General features: G+C 63.4%; 19 protein-coding genes and 1 tRNA gene. 13 read left to right on the top strand and 7 right to left on the bottom strand.

Going from position 1 to position 21491, the window contains the following annotated elements; translation table 11 throughout:
• Positions 1–115: 115 nt before the first annotated feature.
• The 3 genes from RJT37_RS18020 to RJT37_RS18010 all read right to left on the bottom strand — a co-directional run bounded on the left by RJT37_RS18020 (position 116) and on the right by RJT37_RS18010 (position 4089).
• A complete protein-coding gene (locus tag RJT37_RS18020) occupies positions 116–781 on the bottom strand; it encodes a helix-turn-helix domain-containing protein (protein ID WP_313686647.1) in 666 nt (221 codons plus the stop codon).
• 293 nt (positions 782–1074) lie between these two features.
• Entirely contained in the window at positions 1075–2442 is a 1368-nt protein-coding gene (locus RJT37_RS18015) for a glycine cleavage T C-terminal barrel domain-containing protein (protein ID WP_313686646.1), read from the bottom strand.
• A 333-nt stretch (positions 2443–2775) separates the two neighbouring features.
• Positions 2776–4089 carry a KaiC domain-containing protein gene (locus RJT37_RS18010; RefSeq protein WP_313686644.1) on the bottom strand — a complete coding sequence of 438 codons (1314 nt, stop codon included), beginning with the start codon at positions 4087–4089 and terminating at the stop codon, positions 2776–2778.
• A gap of 192 nt (positions 4090–4281) precedes the next feature.
• Here RJT37_RS18010 and RJT37_RS18005 point away from each other — a divergent pair, with 192 nt between their 5' ends.
• The 6 genes from RJT37_RS18005 to mptA all read left to right on the top strand — a co-directional run bounded on the left by RJT37_RS18005 (position 4282) and on the right by mptA (position 10752).
• A complete protein-coding gene (locus tag RJT37_RS18005) occupies positions 4282–5106 on the top strand; it encodes an NAD(+)/NADH kinase (RefSeq protein ID WP_313686643.1) in 825 nt (274 codons plus the stop codon).
• Between the two features lie 161 nt (positions 5107–5267).
• Positions 5268–6506: an NAD(P)/FAD-dependent oxidoreductase gene (locus RJT37_RS18000; protein ID WP_313686641.1), complete on the top strand. Its 1239-nt coding sequence runs from the start codon at positions 5268–5270 to the stop codon at positions 6504–6506.
• A gap of 145 nt (positions 6507–6651) precedes the next feature.
• Positions 6652–6879 (top strand): DUF7979 domain-containing protein, encoded by a 228-nt coding sequence (locus RJT37_RS17995; RefSeq protein ID WP_313686639.1) that lies wholly within the window; start codon positions 6652–6654, stop codon positions 6877–6879.
• Positions 6880–7087: 208 nt separating this feature from the next.
• Positions 7088–7480 (top strand): DUF7124 domain-containing protein, encoded by a 393-nt coding sequence (locus RJT37_RS17990; RefSeq protein ID WP_313690040.1) that lies wholly within the window; start codon positions 7088–7090, stop codon positions 7478–7480.
• A 91-nt stretch (positions 7481–7571) separates the two neighbouring features.
• Entirely contained in the window at positions 7572–9719 is a 2148-nt protein-coding gene (locus RJT37_RS17985; protein ID WP_313686637.1) for a PAS domain S-box protein, read from the top strand.
• A 103-nt stretch (positions 9720–9822) separates the two neighbouring features.
• Positions 9823–10752, top strand: coding sequence for a GTP cyclohydrolase MptA (gene mptA / locus RJT37_RS17980; RefSeq protein ID WP_313686635.1), 930 nt, complete (start codon positions 9823–9825; stop codon positions 10750–10752).
• Between the two features lie 111 nt (positions 10753–10863).
• On the opposite strand, the gene RJT37_RS17975 is transcribed toward mptA, so the two are convergent.
• Positions 10864–11685 carry a TrmB family transcriptional regulator gene (locus RJT37_RS17975; protein WP_313686634.1) on the bottom strand — a complete coding sequence of 274 codons (822 nt, stop codon included), beginning with the start codon at positions 11683–11685 and terminating at the stop codon, positions 10864–10866.
• A gap of 81 nt (positions 11686–11766) precedes the next feature.
• The gene (locus RJT37_RS17970) at positions 11767–13455 is read right to left on the bottom strand and encodes a DUF255 domain-containing protein (protein ID WP_313686632.1); all 1689 of its coding nucleotides are present in this window, start codon (positions 13453–13455) and stop codon (positions 11767–11769) included.
• Between the two features lie 189 nt (positions 13456–13644).
• Here RJT37_RS17970 and RJT37_RS17965 point away from each other — a divergent pair, with 189 nt between their 5' ends.
• From RJT37_RS17965 to RJT37_RS17940, 6 genes are all read left to right on the top strand, one after another.
• Positions 13645–14130 carry an FxsA family protein gene (locus tag RJT37_RS17965; protein ID WP_313686630.1) on the top strand — a complete coding sequence of 162 codons (486 nt, stop codon included), beginning with the start codon at positions 13645–13647 and terminating at the stop codon, positions 14128–14130.
• Between the two features lie 79 nt (positions 14131–14209).
• Positions 14210–14283 (top strand) — tRNA-Ile (locus RJT37_RS17960).
• Between the two features lie 219 nt (positions 14284–14502).
• Positions 14503–15210, top strand: a complete 708-nt coding sequence (locus tag RJT37_RS17955) for a DUF2270 domain-containing protein (RefSeq protein ID WP_313686628.1) — start codon at positions 14503–14505, stop codon at positions 15208–15210.
• A 134-nt stretch (positions 15211–15344) separates the two neighbouring features.
• On the top strand, positions 15345–17906 hold the full coding sequence (locus RJT37_RS17950) for a PAS domain S-box protein (RefSeq protein WP_313686627.1): 2562 nt from the start codon (positions 15345–15347) through the stop codon (positions 17904–17906).
• Between the two features lie 308 nt (positions 17907–18214).
• A complete protein-coding gene (locus RJT37_RS17945) occupies positions 18215–18748 on the top strand; it encodes a DoxX family protein (protein WP_313686625.1) in 534 nt (177 codons plus the stop codon).
• Between the two features lie 13 nt (positions 18749–18761).
• A complete protein-coding gene (locus RJT37_RS17940; RefSeq protein ID WP_313686623.1) occupies positions 18762–19022 on the top strand; it encodes a hypothetical protein in 261 nt (86 codons plus the stop codon).
• A gap of 142 nt (positions 19023–19164) precedes the next feature.
• Here RJT37_RS17940 and RJT37_RS17935 read toward each other — a convergent pair whose 3' ends face one another.
• Together RJT37_RS17935 and RJT37_RS17930 are read right to left on the bottom strand one after the other, a co-directional pair.
• Positions 19165–19971, bottom strand: coding sequence for a CPBP family intramembrane glutamic endopeptidase (locus RJT37_RS17935; RefSeq protein WP_313686621.1), 807 nt, complete (start codon positions 19969–19971; stop codon positions 19165–19167).
• A gap of 25 nt (positions 19972–19996) precedes the next feature.
• Positions 19997–20284 carry a hypothetical protein gene (locus tag RJT37_RS17930; RefSeq protein ID WP_313686620.1) on the bottom strand — a complete coding sequence of 96 codons (288 nt, stop codon included), beginning with the start codon at positions 20282–20284 and terminating at the stop codon, positions 19997–19999.
• 3 nt (positions 20285–20287) lie between these two features.
• On the opposite strand from RJT37_RS17930, the gene RJT37_RS17925 reads away from it, so the two are divergent.
• Positions 20288–21298 carry an NADP-dependent oxidoreductase gene (locus RJT37_RS17925; RefSeq protein ID WP_313686618.1) on the top strand — a complete coding sequence of 337 codons (1011 nt, stop codon included), beginning with the start codon at positions 20288–20290 and terminating at the stop codon, positions 21296–21298.
• Positions 21299–21491 lie beyond the last annotated feature (193 nt).

Raw genomic sequence — 21491 nt, 5'->3', positions numbered from 1 at the left:
AGCGTCGGAGAGTCCGTCAGAAGGCGGTAGTTTCACGCCAGCGGAGGACGAATCATCCGTCCGGAGAGTGCGGCCCGGAGGGGCTCATCGTCAGTACTGCACCGAGTAGCCTCGATCAATCCCGCTTTTCGCTGTCATCCAGCAGGGACGAGGTGATGAGTCGCTTGATTCCACGTCGGAGGAGACCGCTGGCTGCAGGTTGTGAGATGTCCAACTCAGCGGCGAGTTCGCCGAGCGTTGCGTTCCGTGGTTCCTCGAAGTACCCTGTCTCGAATGCGACGAGGAGTGCTTCCCGTTGGCTATCGGTCAACCCAGCGTCCGTATTACCCAGGCCGTCGTATTCGTTGACGCGCAGTAAGTCGATATCGATGTCGTTCTGTTGTGCGTAGTCCCAGAGGTGGACCAGATCCGTTCGTTCGGGCATCCATATCGTCAGGATCCAGGCACTCTCGTCGTTCTTCATATCGAGGATGACACCGTTCGCGGCCGAAACCACCGGTGAGAGGACCTTCGCTTCGTCCGTATACTCGAAGCTGTAGATCGCCTCCTCGTCTCTGGTCTCGATGACTCGTTCGAATGCACCGACGGTCCGATCGTTCCGTAATCCGTCTTCGAACCGGTCGAAATCAGCTGATTCGATACGATAGAAGAACTTTCCCGACGTTGGGTCAGTTCCGGCCTCCGAGACCGACGTGACCTTCGAGCTTCGGTCGTGAGTAACGGCCCCTGTGAGCACTATATCCGGATGTTTGGCTCTGACATCTGCCTTAATGTCGCTCATTGTTTTGTCGGGTGGGAGTGCTAGTACAGAAAACCATCCAATCGGGCGTTGTCTGGTGAAAATCTATATAGCGATACTCGCGACCGGGGTTGTAACGATGGCCGTGTAGTGGCTTAACTGAGTCGGTTGGTCGTGAGTCGTGGATACGAGTCGCATCTTGGAGTACTGCTCCGCCGAGACCGTCACCGCCCGCCTTCGGAGCAACGGCTCTCATACTGATGACTCTCGGCTCTGCTCCACGATCCCAACCCCCTTCGACGGCGCTCGGCGGGAAACAGTGAGTGTGATCAGTCTCACTCGTCCATATCGTCTCTGGCGTGAATCTTGGCCTGTTCGCGAGCGCTGGGATTGACCGACTCTTTGAACGGAACCGTCGCCACCGTCGCGTATACGGGTTCTCCGGGTTCCTCAGCGTATTCGTCCGGGAGGTGTACCTCGAACTCCACGTCTACATCCGCGTCGTAAATCGAGTCGTCGAGCGGAACGTCGGTCGCGGCCTGCAGTTTCGCCGCTGGCACGTATCCGAGCCCGATGTTGGTCTCAAGTTCCGGATTCCACCACGCCGACGTCAGGTAGCCACATTCCTCGCCCGTCTCCGGGTCCGAGACGAGCCAGAAGTCCGGTGGGTAGTCCCGGATCGGTTCGCCGGCTATCTTCAGGCCGACCAGTTTGTGCGTAAACGGGAATTCACCGTTCTCGATAGCCTCCTTCTGGCGTTCCAGTTCCGCTTTGCCGACGTAGTCCGCGTCCTTGTCGTCGGGAACCTGATAGCCGAGATTGACCTGGAACGGCGACGTCTCGTGGTCCATATCCTGCCCCAACGACAGGATTCCGGCAGCGATACGTCGTTGGTGGGATATCGCTGTCGCGGCACCGCCGTGGGCTTTGACCGTTTCGAGTACCGGATTCCACACTGCTTCGGCGTTCTTCGACGCCTCGCGGACGTATATCTCGAATCCTGCCTCTCCGGAGAAGCCCGTCTGACTCACCAACACCGGGACACCGGCGACCGTCGCTTCCAGCAGTCCGTAGTACGGAACGTCCTCGACCGCGTCACCGATGAGCGACTCCATCACGTCGAGCGATTTCGGACCCTGAATCTGCATCGGCGAGACGTCGATTTCGTCGATGTCGACCTCGAAGTCAGTTCCGAATGCGACCCCCTGCAGCCACTGCAGCAGGTCGGAGTCGGCGATGGAAAACCAGAACTCGTCGTCGTCGGGTCGCAACAGGACGAAGTCGTTGAGGATCCCGCCCTCTTGATTGCAGCAGATGGCGTACTTGCCTCGCATCGTCTCGATGTCGGTCGCATCCCGCGTGATGACGCAGTTGACGAACGCCTCGGCATCAGGCCCCGCGACACGAATCTGCCGCTCGACCGCGACGTCCATCAGCGTGACGTCGTTGACCAGGTGTTCGTACTCGGCTTCCAGTCCTCCCTCTTCGGGGTCGATGTACCCGCGAGGGTGGTACATATCGTTGTAGACCGTCGCCTGCCGACACCCCTCCTCGACGGAGAGGTGCCAAAACGGTGACTTCCGAACCCGGGTGGAGATCAGGAGATCAACGTCGGCGTCGCCTGTCTGACGGAGGTTTCTGGGAACGGTCCGATTCGATTGGTCGACACTGGGATGGTTCGGATGCTGTTGGTCTTCCGACATTAGAATCTACTTCCGCGGTCCGACCTGATGGTTGAATAGCGTCGCCCAGATACCCTCGAACCGGCTGCTTATAGACGACGGGCCGACCCCGGCGGGGAGGTAGAATTTCGATTCAGTCGCTCTGGCTCGGTCGCCGGTGTGGTTCCGCTGTGCCATATACGGAACAGAGGACCCGTACCCGTATTGTTCTGTATCTTAAGCGTTTAACCCACTTATACCGGGTTGGGGGATATCGTGCGTTCCTGACCTCTTCGGCCCGTTACCGTAGTAGCGTTTGCGAGCCTTCGCTCGCGCAATCGCACAGACAGCGTGCGCTCGGGTGCGTGACCCGTATCAAAAGATGTTCGCCTGCCGGTAGACGCTGATTCCATCTTCGGTGAGTTCGTAGGGCTTGGTCTCCCGGGAGTGGTTCGCGTCCCGGATCTTCTGAATCTCGATTGCGAGTCGCGTCTCCCGGAAGTCGTTCGGGCGGACGTACTGCAGCACGAACACCGCGTCGGCGAGGTATTCGACGATCCCGAAGCGGGAGACGTAGGAGTTCGATTTGCTCGCCTCGGACGTCAGAAGCGTGGTGATTCCGGCGTTCTTCAGCGACCGAGTGAACCCGAACACCTGGCTCCGGCGTTTTGGCGCGCTCTCGTACATCATCTCGAGCAGCGAGACGGAGTCGAGCACCAGTCGATCGGCTCCGAACTCCTCGATCAGGCCGGGCAGGTCGTTCTGAATGCTGTCGAGGCTGTTTGCCATCTCGACGGGGTCGATGTCGACGACGGCCAGTCGGTTCTCCTCGACGTACTTCTCGAACTCCCAGCCCTTCTCCTCGGCGGTTCCGACGATCCGGTCTTTGCTCTCTTCGAGGGTGATGTAGACCGCATTCTCGCCGTTTTCGAGCCCGTGGTTCAGAAACTGGAGCCCGAACGTCGTCTTCCCGGTCCCGGCGGAACCGATCGCCACCATCAGCGAGCGAATCGGGACACCGCCGAGGATCATCTGATCGAGACCGTCGATCCCGATGTCGATCCGATCGAGATCGGAGTCGAACTCCGCCTCCTCGAAGTCCTCGGCTCCCGAATCCCCGAAGTCGGCGAAGCCGAAGTCGTCGTCGCTGCCGGAGAGATCGAACGGCTGTTCGCCTCCCGGCCCCGCGGTGTCGGCCCCGCCGGACGAGCCAACTACCGTCCGGTCGGGGTCGCCCGAGTTTCCGGGGACCCCCGGGTCCGGAGCGTCCGCGAGTGCAGAGCCGAAGTCCTCCTCGAAGGGGCTCTCGGTGTCGTCGGCGCCAGCCTCGCTACGGGCGTCCAGTTCGGGCCTCTCCGCGTCGGCGCTACCGGCGTTCGCCGTGGTATCGCCTCCGGCGGATGGGCCAGCGCCCCTGTCATCGGCCTCCGCGTCCGCGAATTCGCCGGCGTCTGCGGCCTCGTCCCTGTCCGGTGTCTCCCTGGCATCCGCAGTCGTGTCCGTGGCTGCGCTTTCGTCGGTGGCTGCAGATTCGTCGGTGGCTGCGGCCTCATCGCTGTCCGGTGTATCCCTGGCATCCGCAGTCGTGTCCGTGGCTGCGCTTTCGTCGGTGGCTGCAGATTCGTCGGCGGCGTCGGCATCGTCTTCCTCCCGAAGCGCCCGCTCGAACCAGTCATCGTCGTCACTCACGCTTTTCACCCGCCTCTCGGTTCGAGGGACAGCACCGGCATTCGACTCCGCCCCCCCAGGCGCTTCCGGATCTGGACCATCTCCCTTGGCCTACCCGACGGGAGGCGAGGCTTTGAATGTTGCCCGTGTCGGTCAGGAGTCGCCGCCCCGTGACGGAGCCCTTTTTGCGCGGCGCGGTGAATCCGTCGACAGATGAAGGTGGCCATCGTCGCACAGTGGGGCAACGACCGGACCGCGAGCCTCGCAGAGCGGCTGAGAGACCAGCTCCGTGCCGAGGACGTCACGGTATGGCTCGACGCGGCGACGGCTGCCGAACTCGGCGTCCCGGGCCGCTCCGTCGACGAGTTCGACGCAGCGGACCTCGTGGTGAGCATCGGCGGTGACGGAACGTTTCTCTTTGCGGCCCACGGTGCCCGGACAACACCCATCATCGGCGTCAACCTCGGCGAAGTCGGCTTTCTCAACGCTGTCGCTCCTGACGAGGCCGTCGAGACCGTTCTCAGGGAGGTAGAGCGCTTCCGGACCGACGGCCGGGTGCCGACGCGGACGATGCCGCGGCTCGGGGTGCGGGGCGACGGCTGGTCACTCCCGCCCGCGATCAACGAAGTCGTGATTCAGGGCGCCCAGCGTGGCCCCGGCGGCGGCGCGTCGATCGAGGTGCGGATCGACGACTCGACGTACGCTGACGCTCACGCCGATGGCGTGTTGATTTCGACACCCACTGGCAGCACCGCGTACAACCTCAGCGAGGACGGCCCGCTGATCCACCCGGGCGTCTCGGGGTTCGTCGTCACCGAAATGGCCGCCGGGGAGGGGATGCCACCCCTCGTCGTCGACCGTGACGTGACGGTCTCGCTCACGGTCGAGGAAACCCCGGAAGCGGTCGTCGTCGTCGACGGTCGCATCCGCGAGTATCTGGAGCCGCCGGCGTCGATAACCGTCGAGCTCGCTAATGAGCCGGTACGGATGGCCGGCCCGGCCACCGATTTCTTCGAGGCGCTCGGCAAACTGGAGTAAGACTGTCGTACGGACCGGGGATGTGAGCCGTGATCGTCCGGGGGAACCGCACTGGTCGGGGCTGTGGTGGCAGATCCCGGTAGCGGTATGTGTAATAATTACACGCACGTCCAGCCGAACGTATAGCAATCCACATTAACCCCGAACCCGAATCGATCGATATGACCCAGTCGTACGTGATCATCGGCGACGGTGTTGCGGGGAGCTCCGCCGCCGAGACCCTCCGCGAGGAGGAGTCCGACGCCGATATCACCGTGCTTACGGACGAGGGCGAAGCCCTGTACAACCGGATTCTGATCAAGGAGTTCGCCAAAGGCAAACTCCCGGAAGCGCCCATCTCGATCCACGATGAATCCTGGTACGACGACCGGGACATCGACCTCCGCTTGAACACGCTCGTCGTCGATATCGACGTCGAGGGCCACACCATCGAGACGCACGAGGGCGAGGTGCTCTCGTGGGACAAACTGCTCGTCGCGATGGGTGGAACCCCGACACAGCTCCCCGTCGAAAACTCCGACGCCGAGGGGGTTCATCACTTCTGGACGTTCCAGGACGCCCGCGCGATCAAATCCCACATCGAGCAGGCGGACAACTCCGTCGTCGTCGGGGCGGGCCTGCTCGGAATCGACCTCGCGGCGATCACCGCCGCACAGGACGTCGACGGCAAGTATCTGATGCGCGGGGACTGCTGGTGGCGCTACGCGCTCTCCGAAGACGGAGCGGAGATTATCCACGAGGCGCTCCGGGAGCGCGGCGTCGACCCCGTCTTCCAGTCGGGCGTCGACCACTTCGAGGTCGACGACGACGGCCACGTGACGACTGCGGTCGACCCCAACGGCGACGAGTACGACGCGGACTTCGTCGGGATCGCGATCGGCCTGAACTTCAACACCGAAATTATGCAGGACACGCCGATCGAGTGCGACGACGGCATCATCGTCGACGAGTATATGCAGACGAACCACGATGACGTGTTCGCGGCCGGTGACATCACGGAGTTCAACGACCTGCTCCTCGGCGAACGCGCGCAGAACGGCGCGTGGGGCTCCGCGAAGGAGCAAGGGTCGATCGCGGCGCAGAATATGGTCGACTACGGTTCCGAACCGTTCGAGTGGGTCTCCTCGTACTCGATCACGCACTTCGATTTCCCCTTCCTCTCCTTTGGTCACCCGACGCTCGGCGACGACGAGGCCGAAGCGAAGTACTCCGACACGGAGTGGCGTCGGCTGGCGTTCAAAGACGGCCGGATCGTCGGCGGCGTTCTCATCGGCGACCTCTCCCCGCAGTCGAAGTACAAGAAGCTGATGCGCGAGGGACGGGTCGTCGCCGACCAGAAGGATGTTCTGATGCAGGAGACCTTCGAGCTCGACGAACTCTCCCTGGAAGCCGCCGAATAGCGTCGCGTCGCTCTCGGCTCGCGGCAGGGAGATCCGACTGTTCCATAGATTCCGTCTGAGAGATCCCAGCTCAGATCCGGGGGATCCCGACACTGTCTGTCGATTCGCCACAACCTTTATTTTCGACCGTGTTATTCGTTCTCGTATGTCACGATCACTTCGGAGTCCGGAGGCGCTCGACGGGGGGACGCTCGTCGAGTGTCGCCCGGCGGCTATCGACCCGACCGACCGCGTCCGGGATCTCGATCAGCTGTCGGCAGACGATCGGCGCGCGTTCCTGTCGGCCGTCGACGGATCAGCGCACTCGCCGGAAATGGACGGGCTCGACAGCGGCGACGTCGTCCGATTCACCGAGTACTACCGGGTTCGCTGAGGCTGAGTCTCGGTCGCGACACCGCTCTTCGATTGCGGTGCCGTGGGAGGATCCGGATTGGTGGGGTTTTCAGCAAGTGAGCGATCCGGACCTGTGGGAGTTCGGCGAATGAGCGATCCGGACCGATGGGGTTTTCGGCAAGTGAGCGATACAGGCGGGTATGAGCGACGAGCCCTCTGCGTCGGGCGGCCCCGGTGGGGACGCGGATATGACGCTGGCGTTCGAGCTGGAGGCACTCCAGAGCCTCGCGGATCCGAACGCAGTGTTCAACGACGCACGCCAGTGGACCGAATACGTCGGCGTCGTCAGCGAGAAACCGACCTACGTCGTCACGAACTTCACCCGGAAACACCGAGTTCGACAGGACTTCTTTTCCGGACCGCGCGGGGTAGCAGAGAGTCTCACGAACGTCAAAGAGCAGTTCGACACCGACCGACACGTCCTCGTCGGGACGAGCGACGAGGACGCCGAACTCGCCGAGTCGGTGGGATGGGAGTATCTCCCGCTCGAAGACGCCGCCGACGCCGCCGGCTGGGAACTGGCCGGGGAGTCGGAAGCGGCGGATCCCTTCGAGTCCGAAGAACGCGACGACTGGCCGTAGCGGCGCCGTCGCTGTCGGAGCCGGGCTCGTCGGCGATGGGAGGGTTGGGGCGTTCCGAACCCCTTAATTCCAGGACGGCGTAGCCTGAAGTATGGAACTACCACGCGCCGCGTATCGGGCCGCGTTCGATGACGCGCCCGACGGACTCGCGATCGTCGATCCCGAAACGGGGACGATCCGGGACTGCAACCGTCGGTATCGGGAGTTACACGGCGGCGGGGAGTGTCGCGGCCAGGACGTCACCGACCACGTGGTGCCGATCCGCGACGGAGAGGGGGAGCTACTGGATCGACTGGACGCGGCCGCGACCGACGATGAACCCACTAACTGCCGGTTGCGGGCGGCGGAGTCCGTCCCTGTCGAGTTGCGCCTGTCGTCGATCACCGTCGAGGCGGCCGACCTGCTCCTCGTCAGGGTGACCGAGATCGAAGAAGGGGCCGAGAAGCGGCGGGACCGCAAGCGGAAGGCCCGCGCGATCGACGAGGCGCCGATCGGGATCACGATCACGGATCCGGCACAGGCCGACAACCCGCTCGTGTACGTGAACGACGAGTTCGAGCGCCTGACTGGCTACTCGGCGGGAGAGGCACTGGGCCGCAACTGTCGGTTCCTCCAGGGGCCGGAGACCGACTCCGCGCGGGTGGCCGAACTGCGGGAGGCGATCGACGCCGAAGAGCCTGTCACCGTCGAACTCCGCAACTATCGGAACGATGGGAGCGAATTCTGGAACCGCGTGACGATCGCACCCGTCCACGACGAGACGGGCGAGCTGGTAAACTTCGTCGGGTTTCAGGAGGACATAACGGCACAGCGCCAGGACCGCGCGGAGTTGGAACTCGCCCACGAACTGCTGGAAACCGTCCCGAGCGGCGTCGCCCGCACGGATCTGACGCCCGAAGGGACCTTCGAGTACGTCAATCCCGCACTCGTGTCGTGTCTGGGGGCGGACTCCGCCGACCAGCTGTGCGAGTATGACTTCGCCGACTTCTACGTGGATCCGAGCGACCGAGCGGAGCTGCTGGAGGAGCTCAGCGAGGGCGACACGGACGACGTGAGCCGGGAAACGCAGCTGGTAACCCTCGACGGCGACGTCAGAGACGTGATCGTCACGGCCTCAGTTTCGGAGGACGATTCGGGAGAACGACACGTCCACAAGATCATCCAGAATATCACCGACCGGAAACGAAACGAGCGGGCACTGGAACGCTACGAGCGCCTGGTCGAGAGCCTCCCGATCGGCGTCTACCAGAACACGCCAGGGTCGGACGGGACGTTTACGCTCCTGAACGACGCGATGGTCGACATCTTCGACGCCGACTCGAAGGCGGAACTCAGAGAGCAGCCCGTGCGTGACCTCTACGTCGATCCTGAGAAGCGGGAGGCGTTCAGCGAGCGACTCCGCGAGGAAGGGGCGGTCACGGAGGCGGAACTCAAGCTCAGGACGCTCTCCGGGGAGGAGCTTTGGGCCGCCGTCACCGCGATTGCGCGTGATACCGAGGAGGGAACCGTTTTCGACGGCGTGCTGCAGGACATCACCACGCGGAAGGAGTACGAACAGCGGCTCAAAGAGCAGCGCGACAACCTCGACATCCTGAATCAGGTGTTGCGTCACGACATTCGAAACGATCTGCAGCTGGTGACCGCGTACACCGATTTCCTGGGGGAACACGTCGACGAAGAAGGAGAGGAATACGTCGAGACGATCCGACAGAGCGCCGATCACGCGGTCGAACTAACCCGGACGGCACGGGATATCGCCGACGTGATGCTGACCGCAGACCGAGACCGGCACCGCGTCGACCTCTGGCAGTCGCTTGAGAGCGAACTCGACGAGGTCCGCTCGAAGCACTCCGGCGCGGCCATTACAGTCACCGGGTCGGTCCCGGAGATATCGGTCGTCGCCGACGAGATGCTCGACTCCGTCTTCCGGAACCTGCTGACCAACGCGATCCAGCACAACGACTCGACGATCCCTGAAGTCGACGTCGCCGTCGAGGAACGGCCGGAGACGGCACTCATCAGCATCGCGGACAACGGGCCAGGCATTCCCGACAGACAGAAAGAGGGAGTGTTCGGGAAAGGCGAGAAGGGACTGGAAAGCTCGGGTACCGGGATCGGCCTCTATCTCGTCGAAACGTTAGTGGAGGCGTACGGCGGCGACGTGTGGGTCGAGGACAACGACCCGCGGGGAGCCGTCTTCTTCGTCGAACTCCCGAAGGTGGAATCGGCCGATAGCTAAATACAGCCCTTTCGAATCTGAGCGTTTCAGGCCTTCAAAAGACAGTTCTCGCAGAATTCAGGTAACGAAAGCGTTAATCAAACTGCGTCCTTCGGGAATGACAATGAGTCACCAGCTGCCTGACGTGCAGGCGAGCCAGCCCGACGTGACGGTGGGGCTGAGCCAGGTCGGTGTCACCGACGTCGAGAAACTTGTCAAGATCGCACGCGACGGGAAACGGCCGCTCGTGTTGATGGCCGATTTCGAGGTGTTCGTCGATCTGCCGAGCGGCCGGAAGGGGATCGATATGAGCCGGAATATGCAGGTCATCGACGAGACGCTCGAATCTGCGGTTTCGGAGCCGGCGTACCGCGTCGAGGATATGTGTGGCGACGCCGCCGAACGGCTACTTGAGAAACACGAGTACACCTCGACTGCCGAGGTCCGGATGACGGCGGACTTCGTCGTTCGCGAGGACACGCCCGCGAGCGAACTGCCGACCCAGAGCACCATCACCATCGTCGCCAGCGCGACGGCGACCGAGGAGGGGACCCGCGAGGAGATCGGCGCCGAGGTCGTCGGAATGACGGTCTGTCCGTGCTCGCAGGGGATGTCCGCCTCCCGAGCACGTGAAGTGATGCACGATCTCGACGTCGACGAGGAGACGATCGACGAGTTCCTCGAACAGGTCCCACAGCCGGGCCACTCCCAGCGCGGGCACGCGACGCTTACGGTCACGGCCGACGGCTCGCCGGACGTCGACCTGATGGAGATCGTCGAGATCGCCCGCGACTCGATGTCCGCCCGGATCTACAACCTCGCGAAGCGCCCCGACGAGGACTTTATGACGTACCACTCGCACGCGAACGCGAAGTTCGTCGAGGACTGCGTCCGCTCGATGGCCGAACAGGTCGTCGACGAGTTCGACCACCTCGCCGACGACGCCGTCGTGCGGATGAAGCAGTCGAACGACGAGTCGATCCACCAGCACAACGCCCACGCAGAGCGTGAGGTTACGCTCGAACAACTGCGCGCCGAACTGAACGGCCAGTAATCGACGGTCGCTCGCTCGGGCCGATTGCTCCGGGCTGACGATCATTCGCGTCTGAGCCGGTAGCTACGGGCCGACAGTCACCCGCCTGAGCCGATTGCTCCGGGCCGACAGTCACTCACCCGAGAACGACGACCGCGCGAGCGGCTCCGCTTCCTCCCATTGGGGGTCGAACCGCCCGCGGAGATCCCCGGCGAACTCGGGGTCTTTCAGATCGATCATCGCGAACGGTTCACCCGGGTCGAGCGGGTTCGGCACTTCGATACACACCTCCACGTTGTCGACGAGTTCGAAAGTCCCGGAGAGCCCCGGCGCCGTCCGGACCGAGAACTCGGGATGGTCTACCAGCTGCTCCGTGTAGCGTCTCCCGACGCTCGCCGGAAGGGATTCGACGAGCTCCGGCGCCATCAGCACGGAGACGTCGACGCCGCGGTCGAGGGCGGCCTCCAGCGCCTCCGTGACGCGTTCGCCGACCGCGCCCAGGTCGAACTGCGGCGAGACGCCGCCGGCGACGATGATCAGCGACTCCTCCGCCGCAGCGAGGCGTTCGACCAGGAGGTCGATCGAGTCTTCGGTGCCGACTGTCGCGGTCCAGAACTCGCCGTCGACCGGCCCGGCAGTTCCCAGTTCGTCGGTTAGTTCGTCGACGACGCGCTCGTACTGGTCGGCCTGTTCCCGGAGCTTCCGCCGCTGTCGTTCCAGGAGCCGGTCGAGCGCCGTATCCGGCTCGACGGCGACGTACTTCTTCGGTCGGCTCGCGGTCTGACTTCTGACGAGGTTGTGCTGTTCCAGCCCGTTGAGGACGTCGTAGATCCGTCCCATCGGGACGTCACTCGTCTTCGACAACTCCTTGGCCGTTGTCGGTCCGGTCCGGAGCAACGACCGGTACGCGCGGGCTTCGTACTCGGACAGACCGAGATCCCTGAGGCTCGCCATACCGACACCTCTTGGGCCACGAACAAAAACTAACCGACGGTTTACAGTGCCGGTGCGCTCTCCCTCCGACTCCGGTGCGTCTCACGCGTCACTGGAGAGGGCCGCGACCGCATCGAGCAGCGCCTCGGGCGCGGTCGACTCCCGGGTCTCCGAGCCACGGCGGACCACGGCGACGCCATCGTCGACCCCGGGAGCGTCCGGGACCACCACGGCCTCGTGGTCGGCGACGCGGAGCGCCGCGCGGTGAAGGTCCGTCCCGGCGGCGTCGCCGACGGCGATCACGAGATCCGGGCGCGTCAGCCGCGCTGCAACCGAACCGTAACCGGCCACCTGGACGCCGATCCGGTCGCGTGCCCCCGCGAACGCGGCGATGGCAGCGTGTGCGGCGTCGGCGTATCGCTCTCCTGCCGGCGCGTTGTCGTCGCCTTGGTCCTTCGCGTCCGCGTCTGCGGTCTCCGCCAGCAGCGCCGAGAGATCGAGGAGGGCCTCGGCGATCTCGACGGCTCCGTCGAGGGGTCGCAGCGGGCGATCGAGGAGGCCAACGCCCTCCGCGGGTCCGTCGCGGAACGCGCCGTCGGGTTCCTGCAGCGTCTCGATCGCCTGATCGGCGACGTCGCGGGCGACCGCGAGCGGATCTCTGCCGGAGCCCAGCGCCTCGGTGCCGAGCACCTGTCGGGCGCGCGTGATCGCGGCGACGACCCGGGCGTGGTCTTCGAGCAGGAGTTCGGGGGCCTGCGCCCCGTCATCGGCGGCGTGCGAGACGATGCCGTCCTCGTCGATGAAGTCCCTCGCGAGGGTGTCGAGCACCCGCTCGGCGTACTCCCGGGACTGCTCGTCGTCGGTGTAGGCTGCGAGCGTTAGCAAGGCATCCGCGGCCATCGCGTTCGCGCCCGCGTACGCGGTGAGGTCACGTCGGGGGTCGATATCGTCGTCAGCCGCCGGATCGTCAGGGGCGACGCTCCCGCCGAACGCGGACCCGTTCCAGAGGCGGTCGACCAGGAATTCCCGCGTTCCCTCGGCGGGAGCGAGCAGCGACTCGTCGCCGGTGTAGAGGTAGCCGTTCGCGAACGCCCGGACGAGCGCGGCGTTGGCGTCGAGGACCTTCTCGCGGTGCGGATCGGTCCAGTCTCTGCCCTCCGCGTAGCGGTAGAAGCCGCCGACGTCGTCGTCGTAGAGTGCTCCCCCGATGACGCCCAGCGTCTCCGTCGCCTGCTCGCGCGATCGTTTCAGCGCGAACTCGATCGTGCGCGGGAGCGGGAACTTCGCGCCGTCACCCCAGCCAGCGAAGCGGTCGTCCCACTTCTCGTCGAGTTGGCCCGCGATGTGGGCCTCGATCCGGTCGTCGACCGGCCCGGCGGGCGTCGGATCGCCGGTCAGCGCCCGGGGCACGCGACCCGCGTCGTCGCCGCGGTCGGCCCAGACCTCCCGGACTGAACTCAGCACCTGCCGCATTCCGTCGGGACCGAGGTACGTCGCACCCGTGATCACTTTCCCCGATGATGTACAGAAGACTGTCGAGGGAAAGCCGCCCATATTGTATCGCTCGCGAACCCGCGGGCGGCGGTCGACGTCGACTCTGACGGGAACGAACCCGTCGTTGACGTTGGCGGCGATCCGCGGCTCGCCGTAGGTCTCGGCGTCCATCTCGTGACAGCTGTCGCACCACGTCGCGGTCAGCGCGAGGAGGACGGGCCGGTCGGCCGCCTCGGCCTCCTCGAACGGCGCGGGGCCCCACTCCCGCCACTCGACGTGTGTCCGGTCGTCGGTCATACTCGCGTTCCGGCGTGCCCGGTGGTAACACTGTCGGACACGAGTCACTCGAGCGTTCCGTGAGGCGAATCTCGTGACACAGTCGTGTCCGATAGTGACGCCCTTCGAGGTGTGGTTGGGGCAGCGCTCACCGCCATAGCGCCCGGTTGTGACACAAGGGCTATCAACGGCGACCCCGAACAACTGGCTATGCGAACGCGCTGGGTCATCGCGCTGCTTTTGGCCATCCCGCTGGCCGACACACTCCTGTTGCTCCCGGTCGCCTCGGCGATCGGGTTCGTCCCGACAGTCCTGCTGGTAGTGCTCACGGGCCTGGTCGGAATGCTGCTCGTCCGCGCAGAGGGCCGCCACACGCTCGCGAAACTCCAGCGGAAAGCCGCGACCGGGGAGGTGCCGACGAACGAACTGCTCGACGGCGGGCTGTTGATCGCCGCGGGCGCGTTCCTCCTGACGCCCGGGATCGTCACCGACGCGCTCGGCTTCGCGCTCGCGCTCCCGGTGACGCGGTATCCGATCCGCGAACTCCTGAAGCGGTACGTCCTCGGCCCGTACCTGGACCGCCGGACCGGCGGCTTCGTCTCGGGCAACGTCTGGGTCGGCGGCTTTCCCGGCGACGACGACGTGGTGAATCTCGATCCCGAGGAGTACGGTCGGTCCGGCGAGGACAACCCCTGATCGGGGGACTGCGCCCCCCGGCGTTACCGAAAGGAAACGCTTAAACTACTCATCGATCAACGAATAAACGCGCTCACCTGGGCCAATAGCTCAGTCAGGTTGAGCGCTCGGCTGATAACCGGGAGGTCCACGGTTCAAATCCGTGTTGGCCCACCTCCTTCCCTGTCGGTCGCTGGCCGACCGGGAACTGGGGCCGCAACTCCCCAGCCACCTAACTTCGCTCACAACTCCCGTAGCACCGGCTGGCGCTAGTTCGCGACTCGCCAGTTGTCCGCCACCTGTTTACCCTGCTATCAAGTTTCGCTCACCGACTAGTCGAGAGAACTCTCACGGGCGAGGAGGCTTTACCCGTCGTCTCCACGTACGGATAGTATGTCGGACGTTCCCTCGGATTTCGACCCGGAATCCCCCGAAGACCGCGATATCGCCGGCGAAGCAGCGCGTGACCGCTCGGATTTCCTCTCGCTCATAGGTCACGTCTACCGCGGCGAACTCGGCCGGGCGACGTCGTGGCGGACGCGGATCGATCGAACGACGAACTGGGCTGTCGTGTTGATCGCGACGCTTCTGACGTGGGCGTTTTCCGGCGACGCGCGGCCACACTACATCCTCCTCGTCGGGATGGTGATGATGACGGTGTTCTTCTGGATCGAGGCGCGTCGCTACCGCATCTACGACATCTGGCGATCCAGAGTTCGGTTGCTCGAAGAGAACGTGTTCGCGAACGCTTTAGATCCTGAGGGGGCAAAACAGCCCGCCTGGCGAGAACTGTTGAGCGAGGACCTCCGCAAACCGGTGATAAAGACGCCGACGATCGAGGCGATCTCCCGCCGACTGCGCCGGATCTACTTCCCGCTGATCACGGTCCTGGTCGGCGCCTGGATCGTCCGGCTGACGGTGTTCGCCGACACCGACGTCGGCATCGTCGGTACCGCTGCCGTCGGTGGGCTGCCGGGACGGATCGTCCTCGTGGCTGTCGGGGCGTACTACGCCACCATCATCGCGCTCACTGTCTGGCCCGAGCGCCGGCAGGCGAAGGGGAAACTCCGATCCAAGAGCGATTCGGCGGAGTGGAAATAGACCCTGAGGCGGGTCGCTGACGGGTTTTTGCGAGTGAAGGCCCGATAAGACGCCGATCGAGGCGTTTCGAGCGAGCCACGAGGGCCACTGCTTAAGTCCGGTCCCATCCTTGCTGCGCCAACGAGCATATAACTATGACGGCCACTGGCGATCCGTCGGAGGTCGACGTGCTGCACGTCGACGACGATCCGAGCGTCGCGGAGCTGACGGCCACGTATCTCGAACGCAAGACCGACCGGATCACGGTCCGAATCGCGAGCGACGCTGCGGAGGGCCGGAAACTGCTGGCCGAAAACGACATCGACTGTGTGGTCTCCGACTACGAGATGCCCGGCGAGAACGGCATCGAGTTCCTCAGGGCGGTTCGCGAGAATCACGGCGACCTCCCCTTTATCCTCTATACGGGCAGAGGATCCGAAGAAGTCGCAAGCGACGCCGTCTCCGCCGGCGTGACCGACTACCTGCAGAAGGGAAGCGGGACCGAGCAGTACGAACTCCTCGCAAACCGGATCCTGAACGCCGTCGAGGCATACCGGTCCCGGCGGAAGCTTTCGGAACGAACACGCCGGCTGGAGACGCTCATCGACACCCTCCCGGGGATGGTCTACCGATGTCAGAACGACCCGGCGTGGCCGATGGAGACCGTCGAGGGCGACGTCGAATCGCTCACCGGCTACCCGGCCGACGCATTAGAGCAAAACGAGGTACGGTGGGGTGAGACGATCCTCCATCCCGAAGACCGCGAGCCGATGTGGGAGGCGGTGCAGGAAGCCCTCGATAGCGACCGAACGTTCGAGATCACCTATCGGATCATCACCAAAACCGGGGACACAAAGGTGATGTGGGAGCGCGGTCGGGGGATCTACGAGGACGGGTCGCTGCAAGCGCTCGAGGGGTTCATCACTGACATCACCGAACGAAAGGAACGGGAAGAGCAACTCGAACGAACCACCGCCCGGCTGGAAGCGCTGTTCGAGAACTCCCCGGATATGATCAATATCCACGACAAAGACGGGACAATCGTCGACGTGAACGGGCGGTTCTGTGAGGTGTTCGATCAGCCACCGGAGGAACTCGTCGGCAAGAAAGTCTGGGAGATCGATCGGGAACTCGATCCCGAGGGAATCCGTGAGATGTGGCAGACGATGGCTCCCGGGGACCGGTTCGAGGTCGAAACCGAGTTCGGGCGCGCCGACGGCGAGCGGTTTCCCGTCGAAGTGCACGTCACCCGGCTCCCCGAAAACGACGGCCAGCCCCGATTTATGGTCATCTCTCGGGACATCACTGAGGCGAAGGAACGCGAAGCGAACCTCCGGCGATACGAGCAGATGGTGAACGCGATGAGGGAAGCCGCCTGTATTTACGACGAAGCGGGAAACTACGTGGTCGTCAACGAACGGCTGGCGGAGGTGTACGGGACGGCTCCCGAAGCGCTAGTGGGAGAACCGAGCGCGTTCCTGAATACGGTTCGAGCGCGAGCGGACGGTGATCCGTTTTATGAACTCCTCGACGGCGACCGCGACGAGGTGCGCGGCGAGCTTGAATCGGTGTTCGGCGCCTACGGCGATGCCTTCGTCGAGTATCGCCTCACACCGCTCGTGCGGGACGGCCGCATCGATGGGGTGGTGAGCGTTACTCGCGACATCACAGAGCGGAAGCAACGCGAACGCGCCCTCGAAGAGGCCCGAAAGGAGTACGAGGATCTCATCAACGGGATGGAAGATTCCGCGTGGGTCATCGATACCGACGACGAGACCTTTCTCCAGGTGAACGACGCCGCCGTCGAACGGACCGGCTACACGAGAGCGGAGTTGCTGTCGATGCGGCCGCACGACATCGACGCCCATCTCGAATGCGAGGAGATTTCGGCCCTCATCGACGACATCGTCGACGACGAGATCCAGGTCTTCGAGACGGTCCACGAGACGAAAGACGGCGCGCGGATTCCCGTCGAAATCAGCGCGACGCTCATCTCGTATCGGGGGGAAACAGCCGTGTTGAGTATCGCCCGCGACATCACGGACCGGAAAGAACGGGAAAAGCGGCTGGAGCAGTTCGCGTCCGTCGTCAGTCACGACCTCCGCAATCCGCTCAACGTGGCGGAAGGACGTCTCGAACTCGCCTGCGAGGAGTGCGACACCGAGCACCTCGCAGAGGTCCAACGGGCTCACGAGCGTATGGAAGATCTTATAGAGGACCTACTGACGCTCGCCCGTGACGGCGACGACGATAGCCATCGGGAGTGGATCGAACTGGCGCCGTTCGCCAAGCGGTGCTGGCAGAGCGTCGCGACTGGTGATGCGCAGCTCCGGGTCGTCGACAACCGGACGATCCGCGCCGATCCGAGCCGTCTCCGGCGGCTGTTCGAGAATCTGTTGCGGAATGCCGTGGAGCATAGCTCCACGAGCCCCCGTTCGGACACTCACGGGGACGCCGACGAACACGACGGAGCGGTAACGATCGTCGTCGGCGCCCTCGACGACGGATTTTATATCGAAGATACCGGTCCGGGCATCCCCGAAAGACAGCGGATGGACGTCTTCGAGATGGGCTACTCGACAGACACGGACGGGACGGGATTCGGACTGAACATCGTCGAGCAGGTCGTCGAGAGTCACAGCTGGGAAATCGAGATCACGGAGGCGTCGGATGGGGGCGCCCGATTCGAGATCACCGGTGTCGAACACGAGGAATGAAAACCACCGGCCGTCGACCGAACGCGACGCGACAGCGCCGCCGGTAATCGATCACTCGGACGATAGCGTCTCGTCGTTTCAGTAAGTGATATTCTGGCGGAAACGACACTGTCGTGTCCGTGTCGATCGACCGCGTCCGGGATCGGAGCTTCAAACCATCGGCGAATAGTATTCCGTATTATATAATTTAAATGGTATTTTGGATAATGTCCACTACTATTTAAATAACCCCGACTAGTTTGGCTCCCACTTTATAAAAACGATATCAAGTTTTTAATAACTGATGTATCTAATATGGGACTGGAACGATGACGACAAATATAGATACACAGTTGCTGGGGCGCGACGTATCGTTCACCCTCTCGGAGCCGTGGCTAGCGTACTGGCTGGTGATAATGCGGCTCGCAGTGGGCTGGTGGTTCCTCCACGCGGGGCTCGATAAGTTCCTCGCGTGGCCGTTTGACGCCAGTTGGTTCGTCGGCGGCGCAGCAGCCGGGACCAGCCTCGCTCCCATCGTGACGCTGTTCTCGGGGGATGCGGGGTTGGCGTTGGTCAACATTATGGTTCCGGTTGGACAGACCCTGATCGGCCTCGGGATCGTTCTCGGAGCGCTCACGCGTCTGGCCGCGTTCTTCGGGGCGTTCCTGATGACGTTCTTCTACTTCATCAACGGGGAGACCGGCGGGTGGGCCCACGGCCTCGTGACGGGCGAGCTGATGGGTCTTTTGGTGTTCGCGATGATCGCCACGCTCGGTGCGGGACGCGTCCTCGGCATCGACGCCATTCTCGCACGGACCGAGTTCGTCAAGAACCATCCGCGGCTGCGGTACCTGATCGGCTAAGAGGTGAGATAGTATGAGTGAACTCAACACAATCGACAAGGTCGCAATGTACGGCGGCGGCGGGCTCGTAGTGCTCGGTGTCGTCGTGATCGGACTGATAGAAATCATCGCGGGCAGTCCCCACCCGGTGTCGGGCGAGGGTCAGATCGTCCACGAGGCGCTGATCCCGATCCTGCTCCGGTCGTACATCATCATCCTGGGACTGCTGATCTGGGCCGTCTACGCCGTCTACAAGTTCGTTGGCACCACGCCGGCCGCCGAACCGGCGGCGTAACGACGGTTCCGACACGGTCGCTTTCCAGCTGCCACCTCGCAGCGAATTTTTATTTGATCAGTTGTGTGATAGCGGAGCCAATGACGAGCCAGGTGGAGTGAAGAGAAGACTACTCGGGTAGAGATCATCACGGAACGGATCGTCAGAGTATCTTTGGCTGGACAGCCGTATCTACAGCGTCGTGCGCGGTCGCGAGGCGAGCGGCCTGATCGTCCTTGCGGAGCAGCCAGATGCCCATCACGCCGATGATGATCGTCAGCGCGACGAGAGCAACGATGTAGCCCGTAGGCATACTGGCTGCGTGAAGAGCGGTCACGTCGACGGCGAGATGCCAGACCACGAGCGGCCAGAGACTCTCCAACCGGAACGCGACTGCGGCGAGGCCGATCCCCATCGGAATGATCAGGATGATGCTGACGAGCCACTCTATGGCTGGCCCGCCGAGAATGATCTGTGACACGTGGGTCAGTCCGAACAGGGTCGCCGTCAGGAGGCCGGCGAACAGCCGCCCGCGGGGTTCCAGCGCGCGGAGGAGTACCCCGCGGTAGAGGAGTTCCTCAGATATCGCGGCTCCGAGAGCCACACCGACGACGATGAGCACGACAGTCAGCCAGGCAGGAAGGGTCTCGCCTTCGACGAGCGAAACCTCCGGGACTGCCATCCCGAAGACGACCGGCAGGAACACGATCGTGGCAAACGGCAGGAGATAGACGAATGCCCGACGGTTTACGCGGGCTGTGAGCCGTATCTTCCCCCACCACCCGAGCCAGGCGACGAGCCCGATGCTGAACGCGACAAACAGCCAGTTCAGGATGAGTCCGATCCCGGATTGCGTCAACTGCGGGAACAGTGGTTCGAGCACGAGCCGGCTGAAAACCGCCAGTGCGACGATACCGGCACCGATTCCGAGCGTTACCGCGACAGGACGACGTTCGACGATTGATTTCATCGGCCTCTATACGTCACAGGATTGCTTATAGATGATCTGACATTCTGTAGCAGACAAAAACGTCGGCAGCGACTGGAGCGTAGTTCGAGTCCACCACTGCGGATTCTTCCCTCCGTTTTTGCGATGGAGCAAAGCGACCGGGCGAAAAGTGGAAGTGGGACCGCCGAATGGGCAACAGACCGGGGTTTCGGTCCTCGTACTGATTGATGCTCCCGACGTCGGTGTCGGAGATCTTCGCACCCGGGGTGGCGAGGTCATCGTCGTCGCGGTCGACGAACTCCCGAAGTCTCTTGCACACGACGAGCCGAAGCACTATATGGAAGACTCGAACCGCAGTTGGTACTTCGTCGAACGACCGACAGGCGAACCAGACCCGGGCTGCTTCGATCTGAGAGACGAACCTCTACCAGAGGCCTCCGACGGTGAACTGCTCGTACGTGTCGAGTACCTCTCTGTCGACCCGTATATGCGTGGCCGGATGCGGGACAGCGAATCGTACGCAGAGCCCTGGGACGTCGGAGATGTCCTGAAAGGCGGCGTCGTCGGCGAAGTCGTCGAGAGCAACAGCGAGCAGTACAACACAGGGGATCTCGTGACCGGAGAGGGAACGTGGGCTGACTACAGCGTTCTCGATGCGGATGACGTCGCCCCTGTCGATCCCGATATCGCCGACCTGCCCGCCTACCTCGGTGTCCTCGGGATGCCGGGCCGGACGGCCTACTTCGGGTTGCTCGAGGTCGGCGACCCCAATCCCGGCGATACCGTCGTCGTTTCCGGGGCCGCAGGTGCGGTTGGATCGGTCGTCGGCCAGATCGCGAAATTGAACGGCTGCCGCGTCGTCGGGTTCGCCGGGTCGGACGAGAAGACTCGCTGGCTCACCGACGATCTCGGGTTCGACGCTGCGATCAACTACAAAGCGACCGACGACTATGGAACTGCACTCGAGGAGTCCGCACCGGGCGGCATCGACGTCTATTACGACAACGTCGGCGGACAGATCACCGACGCGGTGTTCACGCAACTGAATCTCGACGCTCGCGTGGCTGTCTGCGGACAGATTGCCCACTACAACGACGAGGACGTCCCGACGGGACCGCGGAAGCTGCCGCAACTCATCGCGCCACGCGCGAAAGTTCAGGGGCTTCTCGTCGCCGATTACGCGACACGGTTCGGGGAGGCGAGCGAACAGCTCGCGACGTGGGTTGCGAGCGGCCGGATCCAGCACCGTGAATCAGTCGTGGAAGGCCTAGAGAACGCTCCAGATGCGTTCCTCGGACTGTTCTCCGGCGACAACATCGGAAAGCAAGTTGTCCGAGTGGCTGAATGACCGTACAGTAGCCACTCGACACTGATAGCAAGCGCAGTTGTCGTCCGCGTATGGTCTCTCGACGCGGACCCAATTGTGCTTCGGCTGTCGACATCCTCGTCGGGCATTGCATCACTAGCGGCTTCACCGCAGTCTCATTCCTCCCATTCAACCGTTCATCGAGAGAGTGCCTCGAGAAGCCATTTGAATTCCA

The organism is Halobellus marinus (assembly GCF_032113415.1).
GTDB classification, from domain to species: domain Archaea; phylum Halobacteriota; class Halobacteria; order Halobacteriales; family Haloferacaceae; genus Haloquadratum; species Haloquadratum marinus.
This window is presented reverse-complemented; position numbering and strand designations above follow the sequence as displayed.